General features: G+C 65.3%; 14 protein-coding genes. 9 read left to right on the top strand and 5 right to left on the bottom strand.

Going from position 1 to position 14,845, the window contains the following annotated elements:
- Nucleotides 1-3: 3 nt before the first annotated feature.
- Together ROH8110_RS14805 and ROH8110_RS14800 are read right to left on the bottom strand one after the other, a co-directional pair.
- Nucleotides 4-1,173, bottom strand: a complete 1,170-nt coding sequence (locus tag ROH8110_RS14805; RefSeq protein WP_085818546.1) for a TIGR03862 family flavoprotein — start codon at nt 1,171-1,173, stop codon at nt 4-6.
- Entirely contained in the window at nt 1,170-2,507 is a 1,338-nt protein-coding gene (locus ROH8110_RS14800; protein ID WP_085818545.1) for a mechanosensitive ion channel family protein, read from the bottom strand. Before ROH8110_RS14800 ends, ROH8110_RS14805 begins: the two co-directional genes overlap by 4 nt.
- A 496-nt stretch (nt 2,508-3,003) precedes the next feature.
- Between ROH8110_RS14800 and ROH8110_RS14795 the strand changes: the two genes are divergently transcribed.
- The gene (locus tag ROH8110_RS14795) at nt 3,004-4,146 is read left to right on the top strand and encodes an AI-2E family transporter (RefSeq protein ID WP_085819029.1); all 1,143 of its coding nucleotides are present in this window, start codon (nt 3,004-3,006) and stop codon (nt 4,144-4,146) included.
- A 23-nt stretch (nt 4,147-4,169) separates the two neighbouring features.
- On the opposite strand, the gene ROH8110_RS14790 is transcribed toward ROH8110_RS14795, so the two are convergent.
- Nucleotides 4,170-4,793, bottom strand: a complete 624-nt coding sequence (locus ROH8110_RS14790; RefSeq protein WP_085818544.1) for an enoyl-CoA hydratase/isomerase family protein — start codon at nt 4,791-4,793, stop codon at nt 4,170-4,172.
- Entirely contained in the window at nt 4,790-5,539 is a 750-nt protein-coding gene (locus ROH8110_RS14785) for an SDR family oxidoreductase (protein WP_085818543.1), read from the bottom strand. Before ROH8110_RS14785 ends, ROH8110_RS14790 begins: the two co-directional genes overlap by 4 nt.
- 132 nt (nt 5,540-5,671) lie before the next feature.
- On the opposite strand from ROH8110_RS14785, the gene ROH8110_RS14780 reads away from it, so the two are divergent.
- From ROH8110_RS14780 to ROH8110_RS14765, 4 genes are all read left to right on the top strand, one after another.
- Entirely contained in the window at nt 5,672-7,195 is a 1,524-nt protein-coding gene (locus tag ROH8110_RS14780; RefSeq protein ID WP_085818542.1) for a DUF2125 domain-containing protein, read from the top strand.
- Between the two features lie 158 nt (nt 7,196-7,353).
- Nucleotides 7,354-8,700 carry a TldD/PmbA family protein gene (locus ROH8110_RS14775; RefSeq protein WP_085818541.1) on the top strand — a complete coding sequence of 449 codons (1,347 nt, stop codon included), beginning with the start codon at nt 7,354-7,356 and terminating at the stop codon, nt 8,698-8,700.
- Nucleotides 8,687-9,475, top strand: a complete 789-nt coding sequence (locus ROH8110_RS14770; RefSeq protein WP_085818540.1) for a 3'(2'),5'-bisphosphate nucleotidase CysQ — start codon at nt 8,687-8,689, stop codon at nt 9,473-9,475. Before ROH8110_RS14775 ends, ROH8110_RS14770 begins: the two co-directional genes overlap by 14 nt.
- Nucleotides 9,476-9,567: 92 nt before the next feature.
- Complete coding sequence (locus ROH8110_RS14765) at nt 9,568-10,470, top strand: DMT family transporter (protein WP_085818539.1); 903 nt, start codon at nt 9,568-9,570, stop codon at nt 10,468-10,470.
- On the opposite strand, the gene ROH8110_RS14760 is transcribed toward ROH8110_RS14765, so the two are convergent.
- Nucleotides 10,403-11,221, bottom strand: coding sequence for a glycosyltransferase (locus ROH8110_RS14760; RefSeq protein ID WP_085818538.1), 819 nt, complete (start codon nt 11,219-11,221; stop codon nt 10,403-10,405). The genes ROH8110_RS14765 and ROH8110_RS14760 overlap by 68 nt on opposite strands.
- Before the next feature lie 397 nt (nt 11,222-11,618).
- Between ROH8110_RS14760 and rpsL the strand changes: the two genes are divergently transcribed.
- The 4 genes from rpsL to ROH8110_RS14740 form a co-directional block, all read left to right on the top strand.
- Complete coding sequence (rpsL, locus tag ROH8110_RS14755) at nt 11,619-11,990, top strand: 30S ribosomal protein S12 (RefSeq protein ID WP_085818537.1); 372 nt, start codon at nt 11,619-11,621, stop codon at nt 11,988-11,990.
- 12 nt (nt 11,991-12,002) lie between these two features.
- Nucleotides 12,003-12,473, top strand: coding sequence for a 30S ribosomal protein S7 (rpsG, locus tag ROH8110_RS14750; RefSeq protein ID WP_085818536.1), 471 nt, complete (start codon nt 12,003-12,005; stop codon nt 12,471-12,473).
- A 20-nt stretch (nt 12,474-12,493) separates the two neighbouring features.
- Nucleotides 12,494-14,635: an elongation factor G gene (gene fusA / locus ROH8110_RS14745; protein WP_085818535.1), complete on the top strand. Its 2,142-nt coding sequence runs from the start codon at nt 12,494-12,496 to the stop codon at nt 14,633-14,635.
- An 84-nt stretch (nt 14,636-14,719) separates the two neighbouring features.
- Nucleotides 14,720-14,845: GTP-binding protein (locus ROH8110_RS14740; protein WP_241691048.1), on the top strand; the 126-nt coding region annotated here is incomplete at its 3' end.

The following is a 14,845-nucleotide window of genomic DNA, read 5'->3' as shown; positions in this document are numbered from 1 at the left end:
TGCTCAGCCCCGCTGTGCCGCATACTCCGCCGCCGCGCGCCCGGCCCATCGGCCCGTGGCAAGACAGGCTGTCAGCAGGTAACCCCCGGTCGGCGCTTCCCAATCCAGCATCTCTCCGGCGGCGAAGGTGCCGGGGCGCGCGCGCAGCATCAGCCCCCCGTCGAGCGCTTCAAAGCGCAACCCGCCTGCGGTGGATATCGCTTCGTCCATCGGGCGCGGCCCCTGCAAGGGAACCGGCAGCGCCTTGATCAGAGGCGCGGGATCGGGCGGCAGGGGGCGGGCGAACTCCATCAGAAGCGCCTGTTTCACAGGGTCCAGCTTCAGCGCCTTGCGCAGGTGATTGGACATGCTGGCCTTGCCGCGCGGGCGGGCAAGACGCGCGCGGACCGCTTCGATATCGAGGTCAGGCACCAGGTCCAGCATGAGGGGCGCGCCCTCGCGCAGGGCGGCGGAGATGGCATAGATGCCGCCACCCTCGATCCCCTGCGCCGAAATGACGATCTCGCCACGCGATACCTCCGCTCCGGCCTTGAGCGCCACGCCCTTGACCGGCTTGCCGAAATGGCGCCGCATATGCTCCGACCAACTCAGCACGAAGCCCATGTTGGCGGGCCGGAACGGCGCAAGAGCGGGCGCGGGCAGATTCGCAGCCCAGGTCCCGTCCGACCCCAGGCGCGCCCAACTGGCACCGCCACAGGCCAGCACCGTGACATCCGGCGTCACGGAGCGGATGCCATCGGGCGTTTCGATTCTGACCGCGTCACCCTGCCAGCCCTGCCATCGCCAGCGGGTCTCCAGCCGCACGCCAATGGCGTCGAGTTCGGCCAGCCAAGCCCGGAGCAGCGGCGAGGCCTTCATCGCCTTGGGAAACACCCGCCCGGTGCTGCCGGTGAAAAGCGGCAATCCAAAGCCCCGCGCCCAATCCTGCACGGCCTCGGGCCCGAAGGCTTCGAGCATCGGGCGCAGGGCGGGGGCGGCCTCGCCATAGGCGGCCATGAATGTTTCGAAAGCGGTGTTCTTGGTCAGGTTCAAACCCGATTTTCCCGCCATCAGCAGCTTGCGCGCAGGCGAGGGTTTGGCCTCGGCCACGGTGACGGTGTGTCCTGCACGCGCCAGTTCCCCTGCCGCCATCAGCCCCGCCGGCCCCGCACCGATGACCAATGCGTCGCTCATGCCGCAGGTGTCAATCCGGCCTTTTCGAGACCCACATGATGCACGACCCGCTGCGGGAAGGGGATCTCGATGTCATGCGCCTTCAGGGCGTTCCAGATCGCGAACAGCACATCCGGCGAGGCCTTGTTGGCGCCCTCGTCGATGCCGTTGATCCAGAACTCGACCACGAACTCGATCCCGCTGTCGCCAAATTTCCGCAGCTCGCAATCCGGCGGTTCGGGTTTGTCCAACACTTGTGGCAAGCGCCCGACAGCCTCCTGGATGATCTCGGGGACGATGTTGATATCCGTCCCGTAAGATACTGAAAACTCGACTTCATATCGGTTGGCGCTGCCCTGATCTGAGTAGTTCACGACGCGTGTGGTGATGAAATCCTCGTTGGGCACCACGATCCAGCGGCCGTCCACGGTTTCCAGGATCGCGGCGCGGGCCGTCATCTTGACGATGGTTCCCGCCTCGCCCCCGTCAAGCTCGACATAGTCGCCGACGGTCGCCTGTCCCTCAAGCAGCAGGATGACCCCCGAGATGAAATTCGAGGCGATCTTCTGCAGCCCGAAGCCAAGCCCGACGCCGATGGCACCGCCAAGCACTGCCAGCGATGTCAGCGAGATTCCGAGATAGTTCATCAGCACGAGGAAGGCCACGCCGAAGATCGCGATCTCGGCGGCCTTGGCGGCCAGTTGCCGCGTGGCGGGGCGCATCTCGGCCTGGGTCTGGATATATTGGCCGGTCCGGTCGTTCGACCAGCGCCCGAGCCAGAACACGATGCCGCCTGCGACAATGGCCTTGATCAACCACAGAAGGTCAAACGACATGTTCCCGAGCGGCACGATCGTGGTTGCCAGCTTTGCCGTCACCGGCTCCAGCAGGCCAAGCGCATAAAGCGCGGCGACCGGAATCAGAACGTATCTGCCGATCAGCTTGAGGAAGGGATCGCGCAGGATGTCACGCACAAGAATCCGCACCGCGAGGAACAGGAAAACCCTTTTTCCAAAGGCGATGACGGCCCCCGAGCCAAAGATCGAGCGGGTCAGGCTTTCGCCCATGCCGGTCAGCCCGTAGGCCAGCAGCGGCAGGATCAGGGGCATGAACAACAGCAGGGTCTGGCGGATCCGGGCAATGATATTGTCCTGTCCGGGGGGCGGCGCCAGCAGGCGGGCCAGGGCGGGCCTGAACTTGCGCGCCAAAAGGAAAGCCAGCAGGTAGGCGGCGATGATAAGGGCGAATTGCGACCACGCCGCCGGGCTCGAGAGCCAGCCCTTTGCCAGATCCCAGCCCCGCAGGGCAAGATCGACCCCTTGGGCGATGACGGCGGGTGGGTGATCCCAGTCCATGAAACAACCTCTCGTCAAACAATACCTTGGCGACATTCTCATGCCCGCAAGCGGCGCGGGGATCAAGGAAAAGCGGGGCGCGGCGTCGCTGCGCGGGCATCACGGGCCGATTCGAGACCCCGCGGGCCCTTGTTAACAAGGCGGAACCCGCTTCGGTATCGCGCCGGTAACGGGTCGGTATCGCGTCGGTTTCGGGGCGGTCACGACCGGGCCTTAACAGGGCGCGCGCATGTCAAACGTACAAAAGACCGTCATTTCCGTACCTTCTTCGGCTTGGCATCTTCCCCCCGAAGCCCTTCATCTGGCCCCAAATACCTCGGGGGGTCCGGGGGGCTGGCCGCCCGCCTTGGCCGTGGCAAGGGACTTCCCCGGCAGGTGGCGCGAAAATGGGCGCTTTGCCCGCGAGCGGCGCAGCCGGTGCCATCATGCGGGGCTCTGGCGGGTTGTATCCGCGCGCCGCGCTGCCCATAGTGGGCGGGGACCGATGCAGGGGAACATGGGAACGCGAGACGAAGATAAGCTGGCGCGGGGCTTGGGCGAGACCGAGAGCGATGCGCGTGTGCGCACCACGGCCCTGGTGATCATCGCCTTTGCGGTGGTGCTGTTCATGCTGGTGCAGGCGCGCTTCCTGCTGATCTCGCTGGCGGTGGCGATCATCCTCTTTTCGCTCACCTCGGACGTGATCCGACTGATCGCGCGCCAGCGCATCGGGCGGTTCGCCTTTCCCAACTGGCTGGCCTCGATCATCGCCCTTGTGCTGATCTCGGGCGCGCTTCTTGTGCTTTCCTCGATCCTTCTCGCACAGCTCAACACCGTTCTGTTCACCACCGTCTCCTATGCCGAGCGCGCCCCCGAGGCGGTCGCCTCGCTGTTCTCCTGGATGGGCGAGGACGTCGAACAGGCGGTCCTGAACTCGCTCAGCAGCGTGCAGATATCGAGCTATGTGCGCACCGTGGCGGGGCAGGCGGGGAACCTCATGCAGGGCACGGTGCTGGTCATCCTTTTCGTTGGCTTCCTGTTTGCCGAGCGGATCTGGTTCGACACCAAGATGGCGAATTTCCTGGGCGACGAGGCTCAGGCCGAACGGGTGAACAAGATCATTTCATCGATCATCCACCGGGTGAACTATTACCTGCTGGTCAAGACCGCCGTCAGCCTGATCACCGGCGCGATGATCTATGTGCTGGCGCAGTTCTTCGGGATCGAACTGGCGCTGGCGCTGGGCATCCTGACCTTCATCCTCAATTACATCCCCAATATCGGCTCGATCGTGGCGACGGGGATGGTGGCGTTGGTGGCCTATGTGGAAACCGGCGATGCGCAGACCACGGGGCTGATCTTTGTCTTGTCGGCGGCGATCCAGTTCCTGAACGGCAACGTGATCGACCCATGGATGATGGGCCGCGCGCTCAGGCTGTCGTCCTTCGGGATCATCATCAGCCTCGCCTTCTGGGGCGCGGTCTGGGGCATTCCGGGGATGTTTCTTTCGGTGCCGATCATGGTGATGCTGCTGGTCATCTGCAGCCATGTGCCGGGCCTGCGCAAGGTGGCGGTGCTGTTGTCGCGCGAGGGGCTGCCCGAGGACGAGCGGGAACTCGACCGGATCGGCGAGGAGATCGCCAACCGCAAGGCTTCCTGAAAACGATCAGCGCGCGTGCGGGCTCAGCCCCTGCACATGCCCTTGATCGTGGCGGCATGCAGGTAATCCGCGTTGAGCACGTCGGCGGCGATCTCGCGCGCCGTGTCCAGAAGCGCATCCGGCGTGGCGATACGGTCGAACAGCCCCCACAGGATCGCCTCGTCATGGTCGATCTTCTGCCCGCCCATCAGGATCATCTTGGCGCGCGCCGGACCGACCAGCGAAATGAGCCGCTTGGGATCGGAGGGCTGGGGCAGGAAACCGAGCTTCATCACCGGATAAAACGCCCGCGCACCCGGCACGGCGATGCGCAGATCGCAGGCCAGCACCATGCCCATTGCGCCGCCCGCCACGGTGCCGTTGAGGGCCGCGATACTGAGGCCGGGAAAGCCCGCAATGGCGGCGCTCAGGCGCTCCCACACCGCCGAGGTGGCCAGCCCGGCGCGCGCCGCCTCGAGATCGGCGCCAGCCGAGAACACTTCGCCCGCGCCGGTCAGAACCAGCACCCGCGCGCTTTCCTGCGCCGATTCGACGATGCGCGCCAGTTCCACCAGCATCGCCTCGGTCAGGGAATTGGCCTTGTCGGGGCGGTCGATGGTCACCACCCAGAACTTGTCATCGCTGTCATGCTTGTCGAGCCGGATCATGCCACACCTGCCTTTTGCCGGATTTCGGGATCACGCAACGAGATTTCCTCGCCGCGCCACGGATCGGCCTCGGGGCCGCACATCCACAGCAGGGCCTTTGCCGGCCATTCGGGGGGGATGTGGTCGGACCAGTCAAGCGTGCTGACCGGGTTCACGCCGCTTGCGCGGATGCGGCGCTGCATGTCGGTGGCCACGGTGCCGGGCGACAGGCCCATCACCCGCAGCCCCATCGGCGCGCCCTCGAGATGCGCCGAGCGGGTCAGCATCGCCGCCCCGGCCTTGGCGGCGCAATATTGGCTCCAGCCTTCCAGCGGGCTGTGCGCCGCGCCGGAACTGACGGTGATGATCGTGCCGCCGCCCTGGTCGCGCATGACGGGCATCGCCGCGCGCATGCCGTGAAAGACCCCCTTGAGATTGATATCGACCGCCTTGCCCCAGGCCTCGGGGTCGGCCTCGGCGAGGGGCGTGATCGGGTCGATCACCCCGGCATTGCCGATCAGGATATCCAGCCGCCCGGTCGCGCTGATGCAGGCATCGACCGCGCCCTGCACCTCGTCATACCGGCTGATGTCGCAGGGCGTGACGATGGCGCGCGGGCCGATCTCTGCGGCCAGCGCGGCAATGGCGTCGCGGTCGCGCGCGGCCAGTGCCACATGCGCGCCTGCGGCGGCAAACAACCGCGCCGTCGCAGCCCCGATCCCGCGGCTTGCGCCGGTGATCAGGGCGGTCTTGCCGGTCAGGTCCATGTCGGTTCTCCGTTTCCTGCGGTTGCCCGGATTGGTAGCGCGCCGCCCGGTCGAGGTCCACCCAGAACAGCCCTTGACCCTGCCGCCTCATCGTCAGAAGCTGTGCGCGCATTTCAAGTAAAGGGGTTCGCCATGACGTTCCGCAACAAGGGGGCCTGCTCCGCGGCCGCATTATTCATTTTCACGTCCGGATCGGCCGCTTTGGCGGATGTCACGCCTGAACAGGTCTGGCAGGACTGGCAGGAGTACCTCGAGGGATTCGGCTATTCGGTCGAGGCGAGCGAGGCGAAATCGGGCGATACCCTGACCGTCAGCGATATCACGCTCGAAATCGACATGCCCGAGGACCAGGGCAGCGCCAGCATCGCGCTCGACGAGGTCCTGCTCAGGGATAATGGCGATGGCACGGTGCGGGTGTCCTTTCCTGAATCGATGCCGATGGTGATCGTCGGCACCGGGCCGGAGGGCGAAACCGTCAAGACCGAGCTCGATTACCGCACCAGCGAGTTCGAGATGTCGGTCGCGGGCGATCCCGATGACATGACCTATGATTACAGCGCCGCGTCGATGACCGTGGCCCTGACCGGGGTCGAGGCCGAGGGCGAAGCGGTCGAGATTGGCGCCGCCAGCATGACAGCCAATGATGTCGCGGGCACGAGCCGGATGGTCACGGGCGACATGCGCGACGTGTTCCAGACATTCAGCGCCGGTCCGGTGACCTATACGCTCGACGTCACCGACCCCGAAGAGGGCGGGCGGGTTCTGGCCTCGGGCGGCTATGAAAGCGTGCGCTTTGAAGGCACCGGCATGCTGCCGCCCGATATCGGCAGCGATGACATGGCGGCCATGCTGGAGGCCGGGTTCAGCATGGACGGGCGTTTCACCTTCGAGACCGGCACAAGCGAATTCAACTTCGAGAACGACGATGCCCCGATGAAGGGGAGCACGCAGTCGCGCAGCGGCACGCTCGACATCGCGATGAACAGCGAGCAGCTGCATTATGGCGCCGCCGCGCAGGAGGTACAGATCGAGATCGAGGGCGCGGGCCTGCCCTTTCCGGTGGAACTGGCGATGCAGACGCTGGCGCTCGATCTGACCGGCCCGGTTTCCGAAGGCGAGGAGCCGCAGGATTTCGCCGGCGCCTTCACGCTCGCGGATTTCACCATGTCCGAGATGCTCTGGGCGATCTTCGATCCCGGCCAGGAACTGCCGCGCGATCCGGCGACGCTGGTGATCGACCTTTCGGGCAAGGCGAAGTTGCTGTTCGACCTGCTCGATCCCGAGCAGATCGAGGCGATGGAGGAGTCCGATGCGACACCGGGCGAACTCAACGCGCTGACGCTGAACGATCTGACCCTGCGTCTTGCAGGCGCAGAGCTGACCGGTGCCGGCGATTTCACCTTCGACAATGACGACCTCGAAAGCTTCGACGGGATGCCCGCCCCCGAAGGCACGCTCGATCTGAAGCTGGTGGGCGGTAACACGCTGCTCGACAAGCTGATCGCGATCGGCATCCTGCCGCAGGAACAGGCCAGCGGCATGCGCATGATGATGGGGCTTTTCGCCCGTCCCGGTGCGGGTGAGGACGAGCTCAACTCGACCATCGAGGTCACAGCAGACGGGCAGGTCCTGGCCAACGGGCAGCGCATCAAGTAACCGCCCCGCCCTTCATCTGGCTGAAAATACCTCGGGGGGTCCGGGGGGCTGGCCCCCCGGCCGTACCCCGGACATGCGGCGCGGCGGCCTTTTCGGCTGCGCCGCTCTTGCACCCTCATGAGGCAGGGGCTACCTGTTGCGCGCCACAGGAGAGATGCATGACACAGGCGCTTCACCAGATCACCGACGCGTTGCTGGATGCCGCGCGCAAGGCCGGGGCCGATGCGGGCGATGCGATGGCGATGAACGGGCGTTCTGTCACCATCGACATGCGCGGCGGGACGCTGGAACAGGCCGAGCGCGCCGAAGGGCTGGATATCGGCCTCAGGGTGCTGATCGGGCAACGCCAGGCCTGCGTTTCGGCTTCGGATGCGCGCCCCGAGGTCCTGACGGCGCTGGCGGAACGCGCCGTGGCGATGGCGCGCGAGGCGCCCGAGGACCCCTGGATCGGGCTGGCCGATCCCGAGCAGCTGTCCGGGACGCGCGACGCCGACGCGCTGGAACTGACCGATCCCGCGCCCGAACCTTCGCCCGATGAATTGCAGGAGGACGCGCGCGCCGCCGAGGCCGCCGCGCTGGCCGTCGAGGGCGTCACACAGGTGCAGTCCGCCAGTGCCGGTTACAGCTGGCGGGCGGTTCACATGGCCGCGACCAACGGCTTCTCGGGCGGTTATGCGCGCAGCGACCGGGGGATTTCCTGCGTCGCCATCGCCGGTGAGGGCAGCGGCATGGAGCGCGATTACGACGGCGACAGCCGCATCTTTCATGATGATCTGCGCAGCGCCGACGATATCGGCCGTCGTGCCGGGGAACGCGCGGTGGCCGCGCTAAACCCGCGCCGCCCGCGCACGGGTGCTTACCCGGTGCTGTTCGACGAGCGCATTTCGTCCTCGCTGATCGGGCACCTGCTGATGGCCGCCAATGGCGCGGCGATCGCGCGGGGCTCGTCGTGGCTGCTGAACCGTCTGGGCGAAGAGGTGCTGCCGACATCGCTGTCGCTGATCGAGGACCCTTTGCGCCCGCGCGTCATGGGTTCGCGCCCGTTCGATGGCGAGGGCTTGCCGACGCGCCGCCGCGCCATCGTTGAAAACGGTGTGCTGGCGGGGTGGACCCTGGATCTGGCCAATGCCCGCAAACTGGGCATGGCCCCGACCGGCAATGCGCGGCGCAGCGCCTCGTCGCCACCGAGCCCCACCACCTGGAATGTCGCGCTGACCCAGGGCGAGCAGAGCCGAGAGGACCTGATTGCCCAGATGGGCACCGGGCTGCTGGTCACGTCGATGATCGGCTCGACCGTCAATCCCAACACCGGCGACTATTCGCGCGGGGCTTCGGGGTTCTGGGTCGAGAATGGCGAGATCGTCTGCCCGGTCAATGAATGCACCATCGCGGGCAACCTGCCCGAGATGCTGCGCCGCATCACGCCCGCCAACGATGCGCGCCCCTGGCTGAGCCGGGTGGTGCCCTCGCTTCTGGTCGAGGGTCTGACGATTGCCGGCGAATGATCTTGACCTTCTGATCGACGCCGCCCGCGCGGCGGGCGAGGTGGCGGCGCGCTTTGCCGGGCCAGAGGCGAAGCGTTGGGACAAGCCTGGCGGGCTTGGCCCGGTGACCGAGGCCGACATGGCGGTGAATACGCTCCTGGCGGCGCGTCTGCTGGGCGCGCGGCCCGGTTACGGCTGGCTTTCCGAGGAAAGCGAGGACACCAGCGCGCGGCTTGATCGCGAGCGGGTGTTCATCGTCGATCCGATCGACGGCACGCGCAGTTTCATCGAAGGCTCGGGCACATGGGCGCATGCGCTGGCGGTGGCCGAAGCGGGAAAGATCACGGCGGCGGTCGTCTATCTGCCGATGCGCGACAAGCTTTACGCCGCCGCCCTGGGGCAGGGCGCGACCCTCAATGCGCGCCCGATCCGGGTCAGTGACAGGGCTGATCTCGATGGCGCGGCGGTGCTGGCCGCCAAGCCCAACTACGCGCCCCGGCACTGGCCGCGCGGCGTGCCCGAGGTGAAACGCGCCTATCGCCCCTCGCTGGCCTATCGTCTGAGCCTGGTGGCCGAGGGGCGCTATGACGCGATGCTGACGCTGCGCGACAGCTGGGAGTGGGATATCGCCGCCGGTGCGCTGATCCTCGACGAGGCCGGCGCGCGGGTTTCGGACCGCAACGCCAGGCCGCTGCGCTTCAACAACCCGGTGCCGCAGGTCGGCGGCGTTGTCGCCGCGAACCCGCTGCTGCATGCCGCGCTGGCCGAAGCGCTGGCGCCCGAAGCCTCCGCCTGATTTCGCCGCAGCGCGGCGTGGGCGCCCTCTTGTGCGCCCGCATGATCCGGGGCAGATGCGACAGGGGCTACATCCCGAAAGGCAGCTTGACGATGGCACGATCCGACAACCTGACAGGTGCGCTTCTGATGATGGGGTCGATGGTGGCCTTTACCGTCAATGACGTGTTCATCAAGACGCTGGCGGGTGACATTCCGCTGTTTCAGCTGTTGTTCCTGCGCGGCATCGTGACCACCATCCTTGTCGGCGCGATTGCCTGGCGGATGGGGGTGCTGCGGGTGCGCCTGTCGCGGCGTGACATGGGCAGCGTGGCGATTCGCATCGTCGCCGAGATCGGCGCGGCGTATTTCTTTCTGACCGCGCTTTTCAACCTGCCGATCGCCAATGTCACCGCCATCCTTCAGGTGATTCCGCTGACCATCACGCTGGCGGCGGCGGTGTTCTACCGCGACCCGCTTGGCTGGCGGCGGCTGGTGGCGATCCTGATCGGGTTCGGCGGCGTGCTGCTGATCGTGCGGCCCGGTGCCGATGATTTCACGGTCTATTCGTTCTACGCGCTGGCGGCGGTCGGCTTTGTTACGCTGCGCGATCTCATTACCCGGCGGCTGTCGCGCGATGCGCCCTCGATGCTGGTCACCTTCATCACCTCGGCGTCGATCATGGTGGCCTTCGGGCTGGCCAGTCTCGGCGGCGACTGGGTCGCGGTGGATCTGCGCGCCGCGGGCCTGGTTCTGGGGGCGTCGGTGATGGTGGTGGGGGGCTATCTCAGCTCGATCATGGTGATGCGGGTGGGCGAGGTCAGCTTTATCGCGCCGTTCCGCTATACGGGCCTGATCTGGGCGCTGTTGCTGGGCTGGCTGGTGTTTGGCGAATGGCCCGCGCCGGTCACGCTGGTCGGTGCCGCGATCGTGGTGGGGTCGGGCATGTTCACGTTGTACCGAGAGGCGCAACTGGGTTGGAAAAGACGCTCTTCACTTGCGCCTCGTCCACGTTGAAGCGCGCCTTGAAGGCGGCGCGCTGCTTGTCGTCGAGGGGCATGAGCGGCCCGGAGGAGGGGTTTGAATCATTGTCCCCATGCACCGCCCGCAGGAACATCGGCATGGTGGGATCGACCAGGGTCGGCATCTGTTCATGCAGCTTGTGATGGGGATAGTTCATCACCGTCTTGGGATCGCCGGGCCGAAACAGCACCGCCAGCCCGCAGGCCCAGAACGGCGCCTGCACGGCGCGGGCGCGGATGCCTTCGCGGGACAGTTCGACGGTGTAGCCGCTGCGATACTCGAACGCCATGTTGCGCCAGCCCTCGCGCATGCGCGCGCTGCGCCGGGCGGTGCGGCGCAGCGTGCCGACGAAATTCACCCCGACCGCGTCGTCGTCATCGAGGCGGAACTGGATCGACTCGGTCTCGTCCTCGCCCAGTTCGGCCTTGATCGCCAGCTGCATCGCCAGGCGATGTTTCATCGGCGCGCTGGCGACGATGCGGATCTGGGGGATGGCGGCGGTCAGCGCCTCGAGCCGGTCCCGCCAGACTGCCGGCAGGCTTTCGCCCACCAGCACGATGAAGGTGAAGCGCGGGTCGCGCTGTGCCGCCATCGAGGGCAGGGTGAGCGTTTCAAAATGCCGGAACCGGAGCGCCATGCGGTCCGGGTCGTACAGATAGGCCTCGCGTTCCGCGATACTGTCATGCATGCGCTTGAAACCGCCCTCGGCGGGATAGGAAAAGCGGCAGATACCAACAACACGCATGAAACCGGACCTTGCTTGACGGCGTTTCGCGCATGCTGGCAAAACCCTGTGACCGGAACAAGCCCAAAGCCCGGCAATGCCATGACCGCGTGCGCGATCACCACGCCGCCGAAGCAGGGCCGGAACGGGGCAAGGGCTGTTGACAAGGCAAACGACTCCCCCTATACGCGCCCCATCCCGGCCAAGGGGGTCGCCCCGCAGCCGATATCATAACTGAAGTGGTCACGATCCGGGCGTCCAGCGCTCCGATCCTCTGGAAACCCACCGCGTCGTACCTGAACGAGCAGGCTGCGATAGCGGTTTTTGCGTTTTGCGGACGCGTGAGGCGCTGCATAGGAATGAACCCGCACGGCTTTTCGTGCAGACACATGTGTTGAGAGACGGGGAAAGATACCCAATGCCAACGATCCAACAGCTGATCCGTAAACCGCGTCAGCCGAAAATCAGAAGTCAGAAGTCCATGCACCTTCAGGGGTGCCCTCAGAAGCGTGGCGTTTGCACACGCGTCTACACCACGACGCCGAAGAAGCCGAACTCGGCCATGCGTAAGGTTGCCAAGGTGCGCCTGACCAATGGTTTCGAGGTCATCAGCTACATCCCCGGCGAAAGCCACAACCTTCAGGAACACTCGGTGGTCCTGATCCGTGGCGGCCGTGTCAAAGACCTTCCCGGTGTGCGCTACCACATCCTGCGCGGCGTTCTCGATACGCAAGGCGTCAAGGATCGTAAGCAGCGTCGCTCGAAATACGGCGCCAAGCGTCCGAAGTAAGAGGAATAACAGATGTCCCGTCGTCACGCCGCTGAGAAACGCGAAATCCTGCCCGACGCCAAGTATGGCGACCGGGTTCTGACGAAGTTCATGAACAACCTGATGGTCGACGGCAAGAAGTCCGTCGCCGAAAAGATCGTCTACAACGCGCTCGATCGCGTCGAGGACAAGGCCAAGCGCGCGCCGGTGGAAATCTTCCACGAGGCGCTCGACAACATCAAGCCCGCGGTCGAGGTTCGCTCGCGCCGGGTTGGTGGCGCCACCTACCAGGTGCCCGTCGAGGTCCGCCCCGAGCGCCGTGAGGCGCTGGCGATCCGCTGGCTGATCACCGCCTCGCGCGCCCGCAACGAGAACACGATGGAAGAGCGCCTTGCCGGCGAACTGCTGGATGCGGTGAACAGCCGCGGCACCGCCGTCAAGAAGCGCGAAGACACTCACAAGATGGCCGAGGCGAACAAAGCCTTCAGCCACTACCGCTGGTAAAGCTCGGAAGGCTCACGACAATGGCACGCGAATTTTCGCTCGATCGCTACCGCAACTTCGGGATCATGGCGCATATCGATGCAGGCAAGACCACCTGCACCGAGCGCATCCTGTTCTATACCGGCAAGTCCCACAAGATCGGTGAGGTGCACGATGGTGCGGCCACGATGGACTGGATGGAGCAGGAGCAGGAACGCGGCATCACCATCACGTCGGCGGCGACCACCACCTTCTGGTTCCGCACCGAGGATGGCGAGAACCCGACCGGCATCTATGGCGACACCCCGCAGGAAGCCAAGTTCCGCTTCAACATCATCGACACGCCCGGCCACGTCGACTTCACCATCGAAGTCGAGCGTTCGCTGGCCGTTCTGGACGGCGCCGTCGCCGTTCTGGACGCCAACGCCGGTGTCGAGCCGCAGACCGAAACCGTGTGGCGTCAGGCTGACCGCTACAAGGTGCCGCGCATCGTGTTCGTCAACAAGATGGACAAGATCGGCGCCGATTTCTTCAACTGCGTCGACATGATCGCCAGCCGCACGGGCGCCGTGCCGGCACCGGTCCAGCTGCCCATCGGGGCCGAAGACAAGCTGGAAGGCATCATCGACCTCGTGACCATGAAGGAATGGGTCTGGATCGGTGAGGATCTCGGCGCAAGCTGGGTCGTCCAGGATATCCGCGACGACATGAAAGAGCTGGCCGAGGAATGGCGCGGCAAGCTGATCGAGAACGCCGTCGAAATGGACGACGCCGCGATGGAAGCGTATCTCGAGGGCGAAGAGCCCGACGAGCCGACGCTGCGTTCGCTGATCCGCAAGGGCACGCTGTCGATGAGCTTCGTTCCGGTTCTTGCCGGTTCGGCATTCAAGAACAAGGGCGTGCAGCCTCTTCTGAACGCCGTGATCGACTACCTGCCCGGTCCTCTGGACGTGCCGCCCTACATGGGCTTCTCGCCGGATGACGAGACCGAGACCCGCAACATCGAGCGCCGTCCCGGCGACGATCAGCCCTTCGCGGGCCTGGCGTTCAAGATCATGAACGACCCGTTCGTTGGCACGCTGACCTTCACGCGGATCTATTCGGGTCTGCTGGAAAAGGGCGGCAGCGTTCTCAACGCGACCAAGGGCCGCAAAGAGCGGATCGGCCGCATGATGATGATGCACTCGAACTCGCGCGAAGAGATCGATTGGGCCGGTTCGGGCGACATCATCGCGCTGGCGGGTCTGAAGGAAACCACCACGGGCGACACGCTCTGCGATGCGCAGAAACCGGTTGTTCTGGAAACCATGACCTTCCCCGATCCGGTGATCGAGATCGCGGTCGAGCCCAAATCGAAGGCCGACCAGGAGAAGATGAGCCAGGGTCTCCAGCGGCTTGCCGCCGAGGATCCGTCCTTCCGCGTCGAAACCGACCTCGAGTCGGGCCAGACGATCATGAAGGGCATGGGCGAACTTCACCTCGACATCCTGATCGACCGTCTGCGCCGCGAATTCAAGGTGGACGCCAATATCGGTGCTCCGCAGGTCGCCTACCGCGAGACGATCGGCCACGAGATCGAACATACCTATACCCACAAGAAACAGACTGGTGGGTCGGGTCAGTTCGCCGAGGTCAAGATGATCATCTCGCCGACCGAGGCGGGCGAAGGCTACAGCTTTGAAAGCCGCATCGTCGGTGGCTCGGTGCCCCGCGAGTACATTCCGGGCGTCGAGAAGGGGATCGAAAGCGTCATGGACAGCGGTCCGCTGGCCGGCTTCCCCGTGATCGACTTCAAGGTCGCGCTGATCGACGGCAAGTTCCACGACGTGGACTCCTCGGTCATGGCCTTCGAGATCGCCGCACGGATGTGCATGCGCGAAGGTCTCAAGCGGGCCGGCGCCAAGCTGCTGGAACCGATCATGAAGGTCGAGGTGGTGACGCCCGAGGAATATACCGGCAGCATCATCGGCGATCTGACGTCGCGTCGCGGCCAGGTCTCGGGCCAGGCGCCGCGCGGCAATGCCATCGTGATCGACGCCAACGTTCCGCTGGCCAACATGTTCGGCTATATCAACACGCTGCGCTCGATGTCCTCGGGCCGCGCCCAGTTCACGATGCAGTTCTCGCATTACGATCCGGTGCCGCAGAACATCAGCGACGAGATCCAGTCGAAATACGCATAAGAAGCGGTGCGGGGGAGACCCCGCACCCTACCCACCCGTAGGGTGCGTGCCTGCACGCACCGCCACAAAAACCAGGAGGCCATCATGGCAAAGGAAAAGTTTGACCGTTCGAAACCGCATGTGAACATTGGCACGATTGGCCATGTTGACCACGGCAAGACGACGCTGACGGCGGCGATCACGAAGTATTTTGGTGATTTCCGTGCGTAT

It is taken from the genome of Roseovarius halotolerans (assembly GCF_900172255.1).
GTDB classification, from domain to species: domain Bacteria; phylum Pseudomonadota; class Alphaproteobacteria; order Rhodobacterales; family Rhodobacteraceae; genus Roseovarius; species Roseovarius halotolerans.
Note: the sequence above shows the minus strand (reverse complement) of the source record. Positions and strands in the feature narration are given on the sequence as shown.

Bases quoted from the DNA above. Each gene is read 5' to 3' on its own strand.
- ROH8110_RS14805 (WP_085818546.1), bottom strand. From the start codon at position 1,173: ATGAGCGACGCATTGGTCATCGGTGCGGGGCCGGCGGGGCTGATGGCG.
- ROH8110_RS14800 (WP_085818545.1), bottom strand. From the start codon at position 2,507: ATGGACTGGGATCACCCACCCGCCGTCATCGCCCAAGGGGTCGATCTT.
- ROH8110_RS14795 (WP_085819029.1), top strand. From the start codon at position 3,004: ATGGGAACGCGAGACGAAGATAAGCTGGCGCGGGGCTTGGGCGAGACC.
- ROH8110_RS14790 (WP_085818544.1), bottom strand. From the start codon at position 4,793: ATGATCCGGCTCGACAAGCATGACAGCGATGACAAGTTCTGGGTGGTG.
- ROH8110_RS14785 (WP_085818543.1), bottom strand. From the start codon at position 5,539: ATGGACCTGACCGGCAAGACCGCCCTGATCACCGGCGCAAGCCGCGGG.
- ROH8110_RS14780 (WP_085818542.1), top strand. From the start codon at position 5,672: ATGACGTTCCGCAACAAGGGGGCCTGCTCCGCGGCCGCATTATTCATT.
- ROH8110_RS14775 (WP_085818541.1), top strand. From the start codon at position 7,354: ATGACACAGGCGCTTCACCAGATCACCGACGCGTTGCTGGATGCCGCG.
- ROH8110_RS14765 (WP_085818539.1), top strand. From the start codon at position 9,568: ATGGCACGATCCGACAACCTGACAGGTGCGCTTCTGATGATGGGGTCG.
- ROH8110_RS14760 (WP_085818538.1), bottom strand. From the start codon at position 11,221: ATGCGTGTTGTTGGTATCTGCCGCTTTTCCTATCCCGCCGAGGGCGGT.
- rpsL (WP_085818537.1), top strand. From the start codon at position 11,619: ATGCCAACGATCCAACAGCTGATCCGTAAACCGCGTCAGCCGAAAATC.
- rpsG (WP_085818536.1), top strand. From the start codon at position 12,003: ATGTCCCGTCGTCACGCCGCTGAGAAACGCGAAATCCTGCCCGACGCC.
- fusA (WP_085818535.1), top strand. From the start codon at position 12,494: ATGGCACGCGAATTTTCGCTCGATCGCTACCGCAACTTCGGGATCATG.